Annotated in this window: 12 protein-coding genes; 10 read left to right on the forward strand and 2 right to left on the reverse strand. The window is 52.2% G+C overall.

Annotated elements, in window-relative coordinates; all coding sequences use genetic code 11:
* The first annotated feature begins 5 nt into the window (after window positions 1–5).
* Window positions 6–1,079 carry a chorismate synthase gene (gene aroC / locus BZG20_RS02530; RefSeq protein WP_077578030.1) on the forward strand — a complete coding sequence of 358 codons (1,074 nt, stop codon included), beginning with the start codon at window positions 6–8 and terminating at the stop codon, window positions 1,077–1,079.
* Between the two features lie 57 nt (window positions 1,080–1,136).
* On the opposite strand, the gene BZG20_RS02535 is transcribed toward aroC, so the two are convergent.
* A complete protein-coding gene (locus BZG20_RS02535; RefSeq protein ID WP_046074903.1) occupies window positions 1,137–1,760 on the reverse strand; it encodes a trimeric intracellular cation channel family protein in 624 nt (207 codons plus the stop codon).
* A 201-nt stretch (window positions 1,761–1,961) separates the two neighbouring features.
* Here BZG20_RS02535 and BZG20_RS02540 point away from each other — a divergent pair, with 201 nt between their 5' ends.
* Window positions 1,962–2,513, forward strand: coding sequence for an elongation factor P hydroxylase (locus tag BZG20_RS02540; protein WP_077578031.1), 552 nt, complete (start codon window positions 1,962–1,964; stop codon window positions 2,511–2,513).
* A gap of 4 nt (window positions 2,514–2,517) precedes the next feature.
* Window positions 2,518–2,796, forward strand: a complete 279-nt coding sequence (locus BZG20_RS02545; protein ID WP_046074901.1) for a YfcL family protein — start codon at window positions 2,518–2,520, stop codon at window positions 2,794–2,796.
* 106 nt (window positions 2,797–2,902) lie between these two features.
* Here the strand turns inward: BZG20_RS02545 and mnmC are convergent, their stop codons facing one another.
* The gene (mnmC, locus tag BZG20_RS02550; protein ID WP_077578032.1) at window positions 2,903–4,903 is read right to left on the reverse strand and encodes a bifunctional tRNA (5-methylaminomethyl-2-thiouridine)(34)-methyltransferase MnmD/FAD-dependent 5-carboxymethylaminomethyl-2-thiouridine(34) oxidoreductase MnmC; all 2,001 of its coding nucleotides are present in this window, start codon (window positions 4,901–4,903) and stop codon (window positions 2,903–2,905) included.
* Between the two features lie 118 nt (window positions 4,904–5,021).
* Here mnmC and fabB point away from each other — a divergent pair, with 118 nt between their 5' ends.
* The 7 genes from fabB to folC all read left to right on the forward strand — a co-directional run bounded on the left by fabB (window position 5,022) and on the right by folC (window position 16,418).
* A complete protein-coding gene (gene fabB / locus BZG20_RS02555) occupies window positions 5,022–6,236 on the forward strand; it encodes a beta-ketoacyl-ACP synthase I (RefSeq protein ID WP_046074899.1) in 1,215 nt (404 codons plus the stop codon).
* Between the two features lie 253 nt (window positions 6,237–6,489).
* Window positions 6,490–7,644, forward strand: coding sequence for a 4-phosphoerythronate dehydrogenase (locus BZG20_RS02560; RefSeq protein ID WP_046074898.1), 1,155 nt, complete (start codon window positions 6,490–6,492; stop codon window positions 7,642–7,644).
* On the forward strand, window positions 7,641–8,654 hold the full coding sequence (locus tag BZG20_RS02565; RefSeq protein WP_046074897.1) for an aspartate-semialdehyde dehydrogenase: 1,014 nt from the start codon (window positions 7,641–7,643) through the stop codon (window positions 8,652–8,654). Before BZG20_RS02560 ends, BZG20_RS02565 begins: the two co-directional genes overlap by 4 nt.
* Before the next feature lie 283 nt (window positions 8,655–8,937).
* Window positions 8,938–13,086 (forward strand): FimV/HubP family polar landmark protein, encoded by a 4,149-nt coding sequence (locus BZG20_RS02570; protein ID WP_077578033.1) that lies wholly within the window; start codon window positions 8,938–8,940, stop codon window positions 13,084–13,086.
* A 136-nt stretch (window positions 13,087–13,222) separates the two neighbouring features.
* Window positions 13,223–14,008, forward strand: coding sequence for a tRNA pseudouridine(38-40) synthase TruA (truA, locus tag BZG20_RS02575; RefSeq protein ID WP_077578034.1), 786 nt, complete (start codon window positions 13,223–13,225; stop codon window positions 14,006–14,008).
* Window positions 14,009–14,175: 167 nt separating this feature from the next.
* Complete coding sequence (gene accD, locus BZG20_RS02580; protein ID WP_046075243.1) at window positions 14,176–15,102, forward strand: acetyl-CoA carboxylase, carboxyltransferase subunit beta; 927 nt, start codon at window positions 14,176–14,178, stop codon at window positions 15,100–15,102.
* 65 nt (window positions 15,103–15,167) lie between these two features.
* Window positions 15,168–16,418, forward strand: a complete 1,251-nt coding sequence (folC, locus tag BZG20_RS02585) for a bifunctional tetrahydrofolate synthase/dihydrofolate synthase (RefSeq protein ID WP_077578035.1) — start codon at window positions 15,168–15,170, stop codon at window positions 16,416–16,418.
* Window positions 16,419–16,420 lie beyond the last annotated feature (2 nt).

Raw genomic sequence — 16,420 nt, forward strand, 5'->3', positions numbered from 1 at the left:
AAGGCATGGCAGGCAACACGATAGGACAGATATTTCGCGTCACGACCTTTGGAGAAAGCCACGGCGTTGCGTTGGGGGCGATTATTGACGGCTGCCCGCCGGGGTTAGCACTGAGCGAAGCGGATATGCAGCATGATCTCGATCGCCGTCGTCCCGGCACGTCGAAATACACCACACAGCGTCGTGAACCGGATGCGGTGAAAATCCTTTCTGGGGTGTTTGAGGGGAAAACCACGGGGACATCGATCGGGTTGATGATCGAAAACACCGACCAGCGCTCGAAAGACTACTCCAAAATCAAAGATGTGTTTCGTCCCGGTCATGCGGATTTTACCTATCATCATAAATACGGCATCCGCGACTACCGCGGCGGTGGTCGCTCGTCAGCGCGTGAAACGGCGATGCGCGTGGCTGCAGGCGCGGTGGCTAAAAAATACCTCGCGCAAGTACATGGCATTCAAGTGCGTGCTTACTTGGCGCAGATGGGAGAGGTGACCATAGACACGGTCGATTGGGCGCAAGTCGAGCAAAACCCCTTCTTCTGCCCGGACGCAAATAAGCTCGAGGAGTTAGATGCACTTATCCGTCAGCTCAAAAAAGACGGCGACTCAATTGGTGCCAAACTGACCGTGGTGGCGGAGAATCTGCCGGTAGGCCTAGGTGAGCCGGTATTTGATCGCTTAGATGCAGATATTGCCCATGCGCTAATGGGGATCAATGCGGTAAAAGGGGTCGAAATTGGTGATGGTTTTGATGTGGTGCAGCAGCGTGGCAGTGAACATCGCGATGAAATTCACCCTGAAGGGTTTGCCTCAAACCATGCTGGTGGCATTCTCGGTGGGATCTCTTCAGGCCAGCCATTGGTGGCACATTTAGCGCTCAAACCCACTTCGAGCATTACCGTGCCGGGCAAGAGTATTGATGTTCACGGTGAATCCGCGGATGTGGTGACGCGTGGTCGTCATGACCCGTGTGTGGGTATCCGTGCCGTGCCGATTGCCGAAGCGATGGTGGCGATTGTGTTGATGGACCACTTGCTGCGTCATCGTGGACAAATGGGCGATAACCCCAGCACTTAACAGCGCTTTCTTCTCACGCGACAGACAAAAACCGCACTACGTTGTGCGGTTTTTTTATCAGTGTAGAGAGGAAGGGGCTTCAAAGCGGAAAACCGGTAACGACCAGCTAAAGCGAACAGCCGCCATTCGGAATCCAAAACCAATCACTAAACTGGCGACGGTCGCAATCAGTTCACCGACATCAAGTCGAATCAAACTAAAGTAGAGCGCACCGGTGACAAAGGCGACCAAGGCATACAGCTCTTTGTGCAATACCATAGGCGATTGACGACAGATCAAGTCGCGCAATAGCCCACCAAAAATACCGGTAATCAAGGATGAAACCATGCAAATTAACGGGTGTAACCCCATATCCATCGCCACACGGCAACCGATAATACTAAAAGCGGCAAGGCCCAGTGCATCTAGGGTAACAAAGAGTTTATAATTGCGAGCAACCCAACTGGCAATCCATGGCGTGATCAAGCCGGCGAGGCAGGTGATCACGAGAAAGTGTGGGTTAGCGACCCAGGTTAGAGGGTAGTGGCCAAAAAGAATATCGCGGACTGTCCCGCCTCCGATAGCGGTGGCACTAGCGACAAACATCACCCCAAACCAGTCCATGTGTTTTCGCCCGGCACTGAGCGCGCCTGTCATGGCTTCCGCGGTAATGCCTATGACATAAAGCGTCAATAACAACATACAACCCGACACCTTACATTGAGATTAGAAATTGACGCGCATTGTAGTGGCCTTATTTGCCTTTCACAATCAAATTTGTAGTAAAAAACACATTAAAAAGAATGTGTATATTGAAAGGTTTAGCCGAGGTATGTGCGGCTTTTTATCGCTAAGAGCGTGTTTTTGTTTTCTTATTGATATTTGATCTTATTAAAGAGCAGTATGACCCACGATTATCACGACTTGATCCAACTTTTTAACCAAACCTTTCTTGCCTCTTTCAATACTGAGCTGGTGCGTGGCGGGGATGAACCTATTTACCTACCTGCGGATGCGGCGCACCCGCATCACCGCGTGATCTTTGCCCGCGGATTTTTTGCCTCTGCCTTACACGAAATTGCACATTGGACCATTGCCGGTGAGCAGCGCCGTCAATGGGAAGACTATGGCTATTGGTATCATCCGGATGGCCGTGACGCTGACACGCAAGCGGCCTTCGAGGCGGTCGAAGTGAAGCCGCAAGCGATTGAATGGATCCTCTCTGCAAGCTGTGGGTTTCGCTTTCAAGTGAGCTGCGACAATTTAAGTGGTGTTGAGCCCGATCGCCACGCGTTTACTGATAAAGTTCGGCAACAAGTCGTACAATATGTCTCGGATGCATCGACAAGCGCCGCTTTGCCCGTGCGCGCCAAGCAGTTTTCTGATACCTTGCGAGACTTTTATGGTGTTGCACCGTTGACGCCAGATACCTTTACGTTGCCAAGCCAAGGTTAAAAAGATGAAAGTTCAAGACTACGAAGCACGCATTCTAGCGTTAATCGATGAGATGGTAGAAACCGCCTCAGACGATGAATTGTTTGCCAGTGGCTATTTACGTGGCCACGTTTCTTTAGCGGCAGCGGACTGTGAGTTGGAAGGCGTTGATGAGGTGCCAGCATTGAAAGCGCGCGTTGATGCCAGTCTCAATGACAATGCCAGTGAGCTGTCACCCGGCGACCAACGTCTCGTCGGGGCGCTGTGGGATCTATTGCAGCAGCAAGTGGAAAAAGACGCGTAACGCGCTGTTTAAAATGGGACATTAAGCGGTATCACAAACGATACGTCTTGAAAAAAGAAAGCCATCGCCTCGACGATGGCTTTTTTGTTGACCTTATCCGAGGGGGCTACAGTGCTTTACCTTTTAGCAGCTTACGAACCCACATCCGCCCTGGATGCAGAGTGTCTAGGACCGACTGAGGTAAAGGTAAAGGCTCGTCACACAGCTGTGCTGCTAGCACTTCTGCCGCCAATGGCGCTGAGGTGAGGCCGCGAGAGCCGAGCCCCAGTAAGCAAAATAATCCTGGGTAAACGGGAACGGCGTCCGCCTTTTCTTTGTCTTTTTGCAAGGTTTGGTAGGTGGAAACCAAGGCGTTGTAATCACAGACGTTGCCCACAAAGGGTAAATGGTCGCGACTGGCGCAGCGCACCCCAACGCGTCCTTCTTCCGCCAGTGGCACCGCGCGCGCCCACTCAGTGTCGATACAATCGGTTAAGCGTTGTTGATTTTCTAGCTGGTCGGCAGCTTGGAACGCTAAGTCAGCATTATTGCGACGATAGCTGGCGCCTAGACAATGTTCCTCCCCCTGATTAGCCGGTGTTAAATAGCCCTCGAAACACAATACAGTGTTGAGCTTACTGAGTTCGGTATTGGTGGGCACATGGCTGACTTGACCGCGCACGGGGTAAACCGGAATAGGCTGTGTTTGGCTGAAGCTATCTGCTTGGTGGCCATTGGCGATCACCACATTTTGATGACAACCCTCACCCATGCTGGTATCGAGTGTCCAACCATTGTCCGATTGTGTCAGCGCATTCACATGACAACCAAAATAAGCATCAAGCTGCCCGCTGGCTATCGCTGCATCAATTACGCCCGCGGTAAACTGTTGCGGGCTCATCCAGCCGCCAAGCGGATAAAACACGCCGGCATGTCCGGTTTCTAAACCGACTTTCTCGCTCACGCCATCGACATTTAACGGTGTGACCAATGCTTCAGGAAAGGCACCATCGACCATCTTAGTGAGCTTAGCGGCACTTTTTTCGTCGTAGCCGAGTTGCGTGACGCCACACCAGTCGTGTTCAAATGGGATACCTCGCGTGCGTTGCTGATCGATAAATTGGCGAGAAAACAAAAAGGCGGGGGCAAAAAACTGGCTTAAATTATCGTTATTGCCATTTAAAAGCGGATAAATGGCGCCTTGATGGTTCCCAGATGCGCCAGCCGCAGGGCGCGGGTCTTGGCAATACAGCGTGACTTGCTTGCCCCGTTGAAGCAATGCGGTGATTAAGGCGGCACTGGCAATTCCGCCGCCAATAATGGCGATGTCGTCCGCTGTTGAGGCGGGGGAGCGTGCATACCAAGGTGAGTAGCTTGCAGCGGCTTGGCGAGCAGGTAATGTGCCTGACAACATGTCGCGTTTGAAGCCGAAGCCTTTTACTTTTTTCATCTCAAAACCGGCCTCGATAAGGCCACGGCGCACAAATCCCGCCGCTGTGAAGGTGGCGCAGGTACATTGCTCGCGCGCAAGTCGTGCCATGCCATTAAACAAGGCTTGATTCCACATCTCTGGGTTTTTGCTTGGGGCAAAGCCGTCTAAATACCAAGCATCCACGATCCCTTCAGGGCCCGTTGGCACTTGTGGTAACCAATCTTTAATATCACCAAACCACAAATCGAGTGTAATCTGACCTTGAGCCAAGACGATACGTTGACAACCCGCGAGCGGGACGGGGTAATAGGCACGTAATTGCTCAGCATAGCTTGCCAGCTCTGGCCAAGCTTGATGTGCACGGGCGAGATCCTCTACTGTCAGGGGGTACTTCTCAAAACTGATAAAGTGAAGCTGGGTCACAGGTGCATTTGGATGGGTTTGACGGAACTGCTCGAAAGCTGCCCAAGTAGCCAGAAAGTTGAGCCCAGTGCCAAAGCCGGTTTCCGCAATCACAAACCGGGACGATGTGGCGGTTTGCCAACGTGCGGGAAGTTGGTTTTGTTCGATGAACACATAGCGGGTCTCGGCCAAACCGTCGTGATTGGAAAAGTAGACGTCATCAAACTGTTCCGCGACGGGGGTGCCCGTATCATTCCAGCTGATTTTTGCGTGGTCGATCGAGGGAGTGCTCACAAATGCCTCTTACACAGGAAAGGAAAAAGCAAATTGTACTGGCTCTAAGGAAAGCTGACCACTTATCAGCTTTAAAAACGCTATCATCCACTGCGAAATTAACGTCTAGGAAAGAATCATGAAACGAGCTGTCATTACAGGCATGGGGATTGTTTCCAGTATTGGTAACAACGTCAAAGAAGTGCTGGAGTCGCTCAAAGCGGGAAAATCTGGCATTAACTTTTCTCAGCAGTTTGCAGATATGAAGCTGCGCAGCAATGTTTGGGGTGATCTCAAACTCAACCCCGCCGACCATATTGATCGCAAAAGAATGCGCTTTATGGGTGACGCGGCGGGTTTTGCCTACCTAGCGATGGAACAGGCAATCGAAGACTCGGGCTTAGCCCCTGAGCAGGTTTCTAACCCACGAACTGGTTTAGTTGCCGGGTCGGGGGGCGCGTCATCCGTTAACCAAGTTACCGCCGTTGATACATTGCGCGAGAAAGGGGTTAAACGTGTTGGCCCTTACATGGTGCCGCGCACCATGTCATCAACTGTTTCAGCGTGTTTGGCGACTCCGTTCCAAATCAAAGGGGTGAACTACACCATGAGCTCTGCATGTGCGACTTCGGCACATTGTATTGGCCATGCCCTAGAGCTGATTCAACTGGGTAAACAAGATGTGGTGTTTGCCGGTGGCGGTGAAGAGCTGGATTGGTCGCTTACCATGATGTTTGACGCGATGGGAGCCCTTTCAACCAAATACAATGATGATCCGCAAAAGGCATCACGCACCTATGACGCGGACCGGGACGGTTTCGTCATTTCAGGTGGCGGCGGCATGCTGGTCGTGGAAGAGCTGGAGCATGCGTTGGCGCGTGGTGCGACCATCTACGGTGAAATTGTCGGTTACGGTGCAACGTCTGACGGGTATGACATGGTGGCACCGTCGGGTGAAGGCGCTGTGCGCTGTATGAATATGGCGATGCAAGATGTGGATGGTGAGGTTGATTACATCAATACGCATGGTACATCAACGCCTGTGGGTGATGTGAAAGAGCTAGGCGCAATTCAAGAAGTGTTTGGCGGTAAGAGCCCAGCCATTTCTGCGACTAAGTCAATGACAGGTCACGCGCTCGGTGCTGCTGGTGTGCACGAAGCCATCTATTCAACCTTGATGCTTGAACAAGGCTTTGTCGCGCCAAGTATCAATGTGGAGAACTTGGATCCCGCGGCTGAAGGGTTAGATATTGTGACCCAACCGCGAGAGCAAGCACTAACGCGCGTGATGTCGAACAGCTTTGGGTTCGGTGGTACCAACGCCACCTTGGTGATTGAAAAGTATCGCGGCTGATCCCGCGCCTGTTTCCAGGTTTGCAGAGAGACTCTGCCATCAGACACGGATCATTATCGTTGAGAGCCGTTAATGGTCTTTTCAGGTCCTGGATTTACCCGGCTTCGGCCGGGTTTTTTTATGCCTGAGGCCACCCGGTAAGCGGGGTAACCCGCTCAGCTGAAGGGTGTTTTCTTACCGTGAGACAGATACAATAACCTTCTCGCATTTAGCATCCGATAAGCGATGCACCGACTCACATAGGACGTTGAACGTGAAAATTGTCGTAGACGAAAACATGCCTTATGCCCAAACCTTGTTTAGTCAATTGGGTGAGGTGGTTGCATTACCCGGGCGCGCAATCCGTGCCGCGGATTTAATCGATGCTGATGCATTAATGGTGAGAAGCGTCACGCAAGTGAACCATGCGCTGATTGACGGTGCCACCCGTCTGCGTTTTGTCGGTTCAGCCACCGCTGGTGAAGATCATCTTGATTTTAACGCCTTGCACGCACAAGGCATCCATGGCACGGCAGCGCCAGGTTGTAATAAGGTTGGGGTCGCGGAGTATGTGATCAGTGCTTTATTGGTATTGGCACAACAGCAAGGGTTTAAATTGACCGACCGCACAGTCGGTATTATTGGCGTGGGTCATGTGGGGGACTACTTGGCTGCGCGGCTTGCGGCACTTGGGATTAAAACCTTACTTTGCGACCCACCTCGTCAGGCTCGAGAGAACCTTGCTGACATGGTGGACATTGACACTCTGATCGCAAAATCGGACGTGGTCACTTTCCATACGCCTTTGACCACGACTGGTGAGCACCCCACTTACCACCTCATGAATCAAGCTCGGTTAGAGGCGCTCGCGTCAGGCAGCATTTTGATAAATGCTGCGCGTGGTCCGATTGTTGACAACCATGCACTTAAAGCGCGGTTAGCACGAGGCGACATTGATGCGGTGTTGGATGTTTATGAACATGAGCCTGAGGTCGACCTTGCCCTTATGGACCAGCTCACGTTTGCCACACCTCATATTGCAGGCTATGGTCTGGAAGGAAAAGCCCGCGGTACCACCATGGTCTTTAACGCACTGTGTGAACACCTTGACCTGCCTCATCGTGTGCATGCCAGTGAGCTGCTGCCCACGGCGCCGATTCCACAGGTTGCCTTGGCACAGCCGTGGCAACAAAGCGATCTGATGGCACTGACCCAATTGGTCTACGATATTCGCCGAGATGACAGTGATTTTCGTCGTGCCATGCATACCGCAGGTGATGACAAACAGGCTCAGCGTACAGCCTTTGACCAATTGCGAAAAAATTACTGGGATCGACGCGAGTACAGTGCGATCACGGTAGCCGGACAGGCTGATTTCGGGTTACAGTCGCTGGCTAAGCTGGGCTTTAGTATTGAGGAGCATGCATGACACAAGCATTTGACGTTGCCATTTTGGGCGCAACCGGTGCGGTAGGGCGCACCATGATCGAGATTTTAGAAGAGCGCGATTTTCCCATTGGCACGCTACACCTCCTCGCCAGTGAGCGAAGTGCAGGTGAAACCATTAGCTTCAAAGGTGAGAGCTTGCGTGTGCAAAATGTCGACAAGTTTGATTGGACACAGGTTCAGCTTGGCTTGTTCTCGGCGGGCGCACAGGCTTCTGCGCACTGGGCGCCGATTGCAGCAGATGCGGGCGTCGTCGTTATCGATAACACGTCGCAGTTCCGCTATGACTTCGACGTACCCTTGGTGGTGCCTGAGGTGAACGCCGCCGCGATTGGTGACTTTCGTAACCGTAATATTATTGCTAACCCAAATTGCTCGACGATTCAGATGCTGGTGGCATTAAAACCTATTTACGATGCCGTCGGTATCGAACGCTTAAATGTGTCTACCTACCAATCGGTCTCTGGGTCAGGGAAAGCAGGCGTCGATGAGCTTGCCGGACAGACGGTTAAATTGCTTAATAGCCAAGATGCGGAGCCTGCACTATACAGCAAGCAAATTGCCTTTAATTGTTTGCCCCAGATTGATCAGTTTATGGAAAATGGCTACACCAAAGAAGAAATGAAAATGGTGTGGGAAACCCAGAAAATTCTTGCCGATGAGATGATAGGGGTTAACCCTACTTGTGTGAGAGTGCCCGTGTTTTACGGTCATGCTGAAGCTGTGCACCTTGAGTGCCGTCAACCGATTGACGCGACGGAAGCGGTGGCAATCTTGAGTCAGCATGAACATATCGAGGTCTTTGAAGGGGAAGACTATCCCACCCAGGTGAAAGAAGGCACTGGCTCAGATAAAGTGCTCGTCGGGCGTATTCGCAATGATATCAGCCACCCTAATGGACTCAACCTCTGGGTGGTGGCAGACAATGTGCGTAAAGGCGCAGCGACGAACTCAGTGCAAATTGCTGAAGTACTGGTTCGCGATTACCTTTAATCAACAAGCCTATGATCCGTAAAAGAGCGTGATAGCCCGCCCATCACCACACTAGGTTGATTGATACCCCATCCGTTGATGGGGTATTTTTTTAGGCATTAAATTTGCAAAGATGGACGATACGCGACGTGTGACGATGCTATCATCGAGTCAAAACTGAGGCAGAGCGCCCACAGTTTGATCGCGCAACACACTTTTATATCACCAAACTACAGTTTTTAGCATGGCTTCCGATATAGTTAGATATTTAGTGAGGCCATTTTTGCCATAAGGGAGTGCGGGTGTGTCCAACGCACAGCAAAGTGAACAGTCTTCTTCTCAAACTCGATTGACCAAAACCCCGCATCGCGTTAAGCGGCATCTCATTGCCGTCGCAGGGGTATTGGCGGTTGCGCTTGTCAGTGTTTCAACGGTGCCGGTCGAAGCGGCAATACGCATTCTTGGTCCGCAAGATGAAATGGCGGCCGAAACCGCCTCGCCCCAACCGACGCCAGCGGTTGCATCGGCACAACAATATGGCCCAACTGGGGCCAACGAAACCTTGTGGTCGATTGCGACTCAAATGCGTCCTAATACGCAAGTAAGTGTGTATCAGACGCTCGGTGCGATTTTTCGTCTTAATACCGACGCATTCACCAACAACAATATTCATAGCTTGCAGCCGGGTAGCACCTTAGTGATGCCGACGCTGACGCAAATTGAGCGAGAAAGCACCCAGGACGTGATCAATCGGCTTGAAATTGATGAAGCGCGTAAGCAAGCCCAAAATACCACGCCCCTGAGCGAACAGGTTGAGCAACCGAGCCCACAACCACAGTCAGCACAAGCCGATAATAACCAAGCTGCGCAGACCCAACCAGCACCAAATAGCGAAGACGCGTCAGACGCCCAACCTAGTGGTGAAAGCTCGACAGCGAGCGCCCCAGAGCCACAAGTGGTACAAAACCTACAGTCTCAGCTGCAAGCCTCTGATCAAGAGATGACTCGCCTGGTTGAGAGCAATCATGTGCTCAAGGTCCGTCTGTCTGAAGTGCAGCACGAGTTGAGCGCGTTAAAAGAACAGGTAAGTGGTGATGCCGAGCTTAATAAAGAGATCCGAGCATTTTTAGAAACCCAGCGTCAGCAACAGGTGGCAAAGGATACCCAACCCCCATCCGCGGTTGAGTCTTTACTTGATAGCCCATTATTGCTTGCCATGTTGGCCATCATTCCTGGGGCCTTGATTGCAGGCGCGATATTCTTCTTCCTCGCACGTCGTAGAAAGCAAGAGGAAGACGCGGAAGAGCCTGCGGCGCTGGATCATGATGATATGGACGATATGCCTGTGGTCATGGTGCCCGATCCGGATGACGATGAAGGCGATGTTGACGATCCGCAAGATGACGATGAGCTAGAGATCACCGATGACGGTAAGGGATACGAGGATGTCGCGTTTGGCGATGATACCGACCTGGACGATCTGGATCTTGATGACGAACTCGATGACATGGCTGGCAATGAATCGAGTGTCGCGCCCACCAGCGATGATGCTATCGGTCTTGAAGACATGGAGCGCGCATTGGATGAGTTGGCAGATGCGCCGCCGGCTGATACGGAAAGCGCCGCCGATGACACATCATCCGACGATGACAGCGAATTAGAAACGGGCGAGACAGAGCAACCTGAAGAGGAAATGAGTGCTGATGAAGCACTTGCCGCAGAGTGGGCCAAAGCGCTCGAAGAAGGCAATGACAGTGATGTCGACGATATCGATGCCTTGTTGGCAGGCGAAACGGGTGAAGACACGACTGCCGATGAGGTATCCGCTGCTGATGAGCCTGAGGACGAAAATACCGAGACCAAAGAACAGGCTTCACAAGAGAGCGAAGACAATGACGAGCAAGCGCCTAATGACGCCTTGTTTGACTCGGTGCTGGACGATGAGCCTGAGCTGGATTTAAGCCAAGATATTGACTTATCAGATGATGATAACGATGACGATGCCGTTTCTCTCGATAACACGACAGAGTTGCTTGATGAACTTGTCGGCGATGAAGAAGACGAGGACAGCTGGCTAAATGAAGGGGATGATACCGAGGACGAATTCGATGAAAGTAGTGATGCATTACTGGATGAAGTCTTAGACAAAGATGATGATCCTCATCTAGAAGATTCTGACGCTTTACTAGAAGAAGTGTTGGGGGATGACGATGAACCAGACCCACTCGCTGATGAGGACGATCCGGCACTGTGGGGAGAAGAAGATGACAGTGATCCGAACGAAGCGGAGCTCGAGCAACTTCTTTACGCGTCGGATGAGCAAGCAGAAGAAACACCTACAAGTGATCAAGGCTCAGAGACGCGCGTCGAGCAAGACAACGATGCCGACGACGAGCCGCAAGCAGAGTTAAATGAAGATGACGCACCGGCGGACGAGCCAGCTGCACCAGAAGCGACTAGCGAGGCAGATGAAACGGCTGACGAGGACGCTGACGACGAACCGCAAGCCGAGCTAAACGAAGACGACGCACCGGCGGACGAATCGGGCACGCCAGAAGTTAGCGGCGAGGAAGATGAAACGACTGACGAGGACGCTGACGACGAGCCGCAAGCCGAGTTAAGTGAAGACGATGCTCCAGCGGACGAGCCAGCTGAGCCAGAAGCTACCGGCGAGGTAGATGAAACGGCTGACGAGGACGCTGACGACGAACCGCAAGCTGAGTTAAACGAAGACGACGCACCGGCGGACGAGCCAGCTGCACCAGAAGCGACTAGCGAGGCAGATGAAACGGCTGACGCGGACGACGAACCGCAAGCCGAGTTAAACGAAGACGACGCAACGGCGGACGAGGACGCTGATGACGAGCCGCTAGCCGATTTAAACGAAGACGATGCTCCAGCGGACGAGCCAGCTGAGCCAGAAGCTACCGGCGAGGTAGATGAAACGGCTGACGAGGACGCTGATGACGAGCCGCAAGCCGAGTTAAATGAGGACGATGCACCGGCGGACGAGCCAGCTGAGCCAGAAGCGACTAGCGAGGCAGATGAAACGGCCGACGAGGACGCTGACGACGAGCCGCAAGCCGAGTTAAGTGAAGACGATGCTCCAGCGGACGAGCCAGCTGCGCCAGAAGCTACCGGCGAGGTAGATGAAGCGGCTGACGAGGACACTGACGACGAGCTGCAAGCCGAGTTAAACGAAGACGACGCACAGGCGGACGAATCGGCCGCGCCAGAAGCTACCGGCGAGGCAGATGAAACGGCTGACGATGACGCTGATGACGAACCGCAAGCAGAGTTAAACGAAGACGATGCTCTAGCGGACGAGCCAGCTGAGCCAGAGGCTACTCGCGAGGCAGATGAAACGGCTGACGAGGACGCTGATGACGAGCCGCAAGCAGAGCTAAACGAAGACGAAGCTCCAGCGGACGAATCGTCTGAGCCAGAAGTTACCAGCGAGGCAGATGAATCGTCAGCGCCTGACGGCGTTGACAACAATGATGCCTCTACGGATGACGGCGACAATCTCGATGACATTAGCGAAGAAGACTTACTTGATTTAACCAGCCTACCTGAGTACGACGAAGAAGCGGCATTGGCAGACGCTGAACCGGTTGACGAGCAAGAGCAAGCGGATTTAGATAGCGTGCCAGAGCCAGAGCCAGAGCCAAGCAATGAGCGTGACTATGAGTTTGACTCCTTCTCACTTGATGAGTTGGGCGAGTTTGGCGAGGATGACGCACTAAGCGCTGCGCTTGAAGAGCAGCGCGAGCTAGAATCTTATTTAGATGAGCAGCAAGAGGGTGACGCCGCCAAGGAAACGGAAACGCCTGAGCGTGATGAGCGAGATATCAGTGATCTCGACGATGACGATCACCAAGTGGGTGGCTTAAACATGGAGGCACTGCTCTCCGAGTCAGACGATGATACGCCACTGGATCTTTCCTCACTGTCCGATGAAGAAGCGGCAGTGTGGCAGGCTGATAATGAACCTGAGCCTGAAGCAGAGAGTGAAGACTGGAGTCAGCAACCCGCAATAGATCCTGCCTCACTGGAAACCTTTGAACTCGAAGAAGCCTTAGACGAGGATCTACTGGGTGAGGGGGAAGCAGAAAGTGAGCTGATTGGTGAAGAGCAAGAAGAAGATGACTACATCAGCATTGAAGAGCTTATGCGAGATGATGGTTCTACGCCAGATATCGATCCTGATAAAACGGAAATGAACCTGAATGTGGGTTTAGATGAGTTTCCTGATGTGTTAGAAGATATTAGTGCCATTGATGTGGACGGTGATACTGCAAGTACTGAAGCATCAACGAATCTTGACCTCGCCAAAGCGTATTTGGAAATGAACGATGTCGATGGGGCGATTTCTTTGCTCGAAAAAGTGATGCAATCGGGCAACAAGACCTTGCAGCAAGAAGCGCGTCAGTTGTTAGAACAGCTGAGGTAGTGAAAAAAACAGGTAGCGAGAGCTGCCTGTTTCTTTATGACGGCAGTGATGGCGAAGCACGCGCTTTTAACCTGCAACTCGAAGGCTTTATGGGTATAATGCGGCGCCTTATTGACGAGTAACGAGAAGGCAGGGCATGAGATTCGCGTTAGGCATTGAGTATGATGGTGCTCAGTTTTACGGCTGGCAGAGGCAACGAGAAGTCACCAGTGTACAGGAACACCTCGAGCGTGCTTTATCGACGGTTGCCAATCACCCTGTCGCCGTACAGTGTGCGGGACGTACCGACTCTGGCGTGCATGGAACAGGACAAGTGGTGCACTTTGACACTGACAATCAACGTCCTTTAAAAGCTTGGACGATGGGTGTCAATGCGAATTTGCCGGATCCGATTGCAGTGCGATGGGCTAAGCCCGTGACAGACGAGTTTCATGCCCGTTTTAGTGCCACTGCGCGACGCTATCGTTATGTCATTTATAATCATCCCTTGCGCCCGGCGATCTTAGCCAAGGGAGTCAGTCATTATCACGCTGAACTTGATGAAACCTTAATGCACCGAGCCGGTCAGTATCTACTTGGGGAGAATGATTTTTCCTCATTCCGTGCCGCTCAGTGTCAATCGAAATCCCCTTGGCGGAATTTGATGCATTTATCGGTCAACCGTCAAGGACGCTTTATCGTGATTGATATTAAAGCCAATGCGTTTGTGCATCATATGGTGCGCAACATCGTGGGGAGTTTAATGGCGGTCGGTCGTCAAGAGCAGCCTCCTGAGTGGATGGCTTGGCTGCTGGCGCAAAAAGATCGAACCCAGGCTGCTGCGACCGCGAAAGCTGAAGGCTTGTATTTGGTTGAGGTGGACTACCCCGAAACATTTGGGTTGCCTCGCTCACCCATTGGCCCCTTGTTTTTGCCGGATTAGGTGATTGTGTCGGCAAGTACGCTGTACGCATACAGCACGGAGACAGAATAGGTAGTACCAGTTTTTTATCCCAAGTCTGACGGACTTGTGATTTAATTCGGTCTAATTTGTTACGAATCCAAGATAGCTGTCCGTTCGCGAGAGTTATCACTAAGTAAAGGTTGTCCATGAGCTGGCTAGAAAAAATATTAACCAAAAGTAATATTGGTTCATCACGCAAGGCGTCGATTCCAGAAGGTGTGTGGACCAAGTGTACGTCGTGTGATCAAGTCCTCTATCACGCTGATGTCGAGCGTAACTTGGAAGTTTGTCCAAAGTGTGAACACCATATGCGCATGCCAGCACGCCGCCGGCTCGACGTGTTTTTGGATAAAGACGGGCGTGAAGAGATTGCCAGTGAGCTTGAACCTAAAGATGTGTTGAAGTTTCGCGATTCGAAAAAGTACAAAGATCGCTTAGTGTCGGCGCAAAAAGCGAGTGGTGAAAAAGACGCCCTTGTGGTCATGAAAGGCAGCGTGTTTGATGTACCCGTGGTGGCCTGTGCCTTTGAATTTAAATTCATGGGCGGCTCGATGGGGGCCGTTGTGGGCGCTCGCTTTGTGAAAGCGGTGGATGCTGCGATCGAAAACAACTGCGGTTTGGTGTGTTTTTCTGCCAGTGGCGGTGCGCGTATGCAGGAAGCGCTAATGTCACTGATGCAAATGGCAAAAACAAGTGCCGCATTGGAACGCCTTTCTCGCCACAACCTGCCGTTTATCTCGGTATTAACTGATCCGACATACGGTGGTGTGACGGCAAGTTTTGCCATGTTAGGTGATATCAATGTGGCCGAGCCTAAAGCGATTATCGGTTTCGCGGGGCGCCGAGTCATTGAACAGACCGTGCGTGAGAACCTCCCTGAAGATTTCCAAACCAGTGAGTTCTTGCTTGAGCATGGCGCGATTGACATGATTGTCGACCGCCGAGAAATGCGTCAACGCTTGGCGGGGCTGCTTGCCAAATTGAATAATATTCACTCACCGCTTGTGGTCGATGTAGAGCAAGACAAGCCTGATCTTGAGCCCGAAGCGGCACCGCCTTCTCAAGACCAATAATTGACCGTGTCCCACAGCGCTATCCTTGGTATCATTTGCCCATCATGGAGTAACTGACCAAGTCAATGTCTGAACTACAACATCCAACAGCCACGTCCTCTTTAACGACGTGGCTGTCTTATCTCGAAAGTATCCATACCAGTGCCATCGATCTTGGCCTTGAACGCGTCGCCGCTGTGGCTGACCGCGCGAAACTGACTAAGCCTGCGCCGACAGTGATTACCGTCGCGGGAACCAATGGTAAGGGCACAACCTGTGCGCTGCTGGAATCAATTTTGCAGCATGCGGGTTATCGCACGGGTGTCTATAGCTCCCCGCATCTCATTCACTATAATGAGCGAGTACGCATTAATGGCAAATGGCTAGACGATGCTGCGCACAGTAAAGCGTTCGCGACGATTGAAAAAGTGCGTGGTGAGACCAGCCTGAGCTTTTTCGAGTTCGGCACTTTGGCTGCATTGCAGCTGTTCAAGCAGCACGCACTGGACGTCGTGATTTTAGAAGTTGGCCTTGGTGGACGCCTTGATGCCACCAATGTGGTTGAGCATGACGTATCGGTGATCACCAGCCTTGCGCTCGATCACTGTGATTGGTTAGGTGATGATATTAACCAAATCGGCTACGAAAAAGCAGGTATCTTCCGAGCGGATAAACCTGCTGTTTGCGGTCAGCCTTCCCCACCGGCGAGTGTGGCTGCACACGCTGACAGTATTGGCGCCGAGCTACACCAGCTGGGTTATCAATATCACTATACGCTCACTGATGATACCTGGTGTTGGGCGGCAGGGGCGTTTGAACTGACTGCGTTGCCTATCCCTGCAATACCATTACAAAATGCCGCCACTGCATTGATGGCTTTGGGCGTTGCCGATTTGGAGATTGCAGACACGCACATCTCTGACGGGTTAGCCTCGGTGTCGGTACCGGGGCGAATGCAGGTTGTCGCCAAGGCGCCTTACACTGTGTTTGACGTTGCTCATAATCCGCACGCGGCCGCTTATTTGGCAGAGAAGTTGGCTGAGTGCAAAGCTGAACGCGGCGGGCACGTGCATGCGGTGGTGGCCATGTTATCCGATAAAGACATGGCGGGTACCTTAGCCTGCTTGGATGGTATCGTGGATCACTGGTATCCCGCATCGTTATCTGTGCCCCGAGGCGCCCCCGCCGACAGCTTGCCTGTATCGGCATCACAACAGTTTGCGTCACCCAGCGAGGCCTATCGGCATGCGTTAAAACACGCTGAACCTGCGCGAGACTGTGTGGTCGTATTTGGGTCGTTTCATACCGTTGGACAGGTAATGAGCGAGCTTAACTAAAA

Origin of the sequence: Salinivibrio sp. IB868 (assembly GCF_001995655.1) — a bacterium.
Classification (GTDB): domain Bacteria; phylum Pseudomonadota; class Gammaproteobacteria; order Enterobacterales; family Vibrionaceae; genus Salinivibrio; species Salinivibrio siamensis.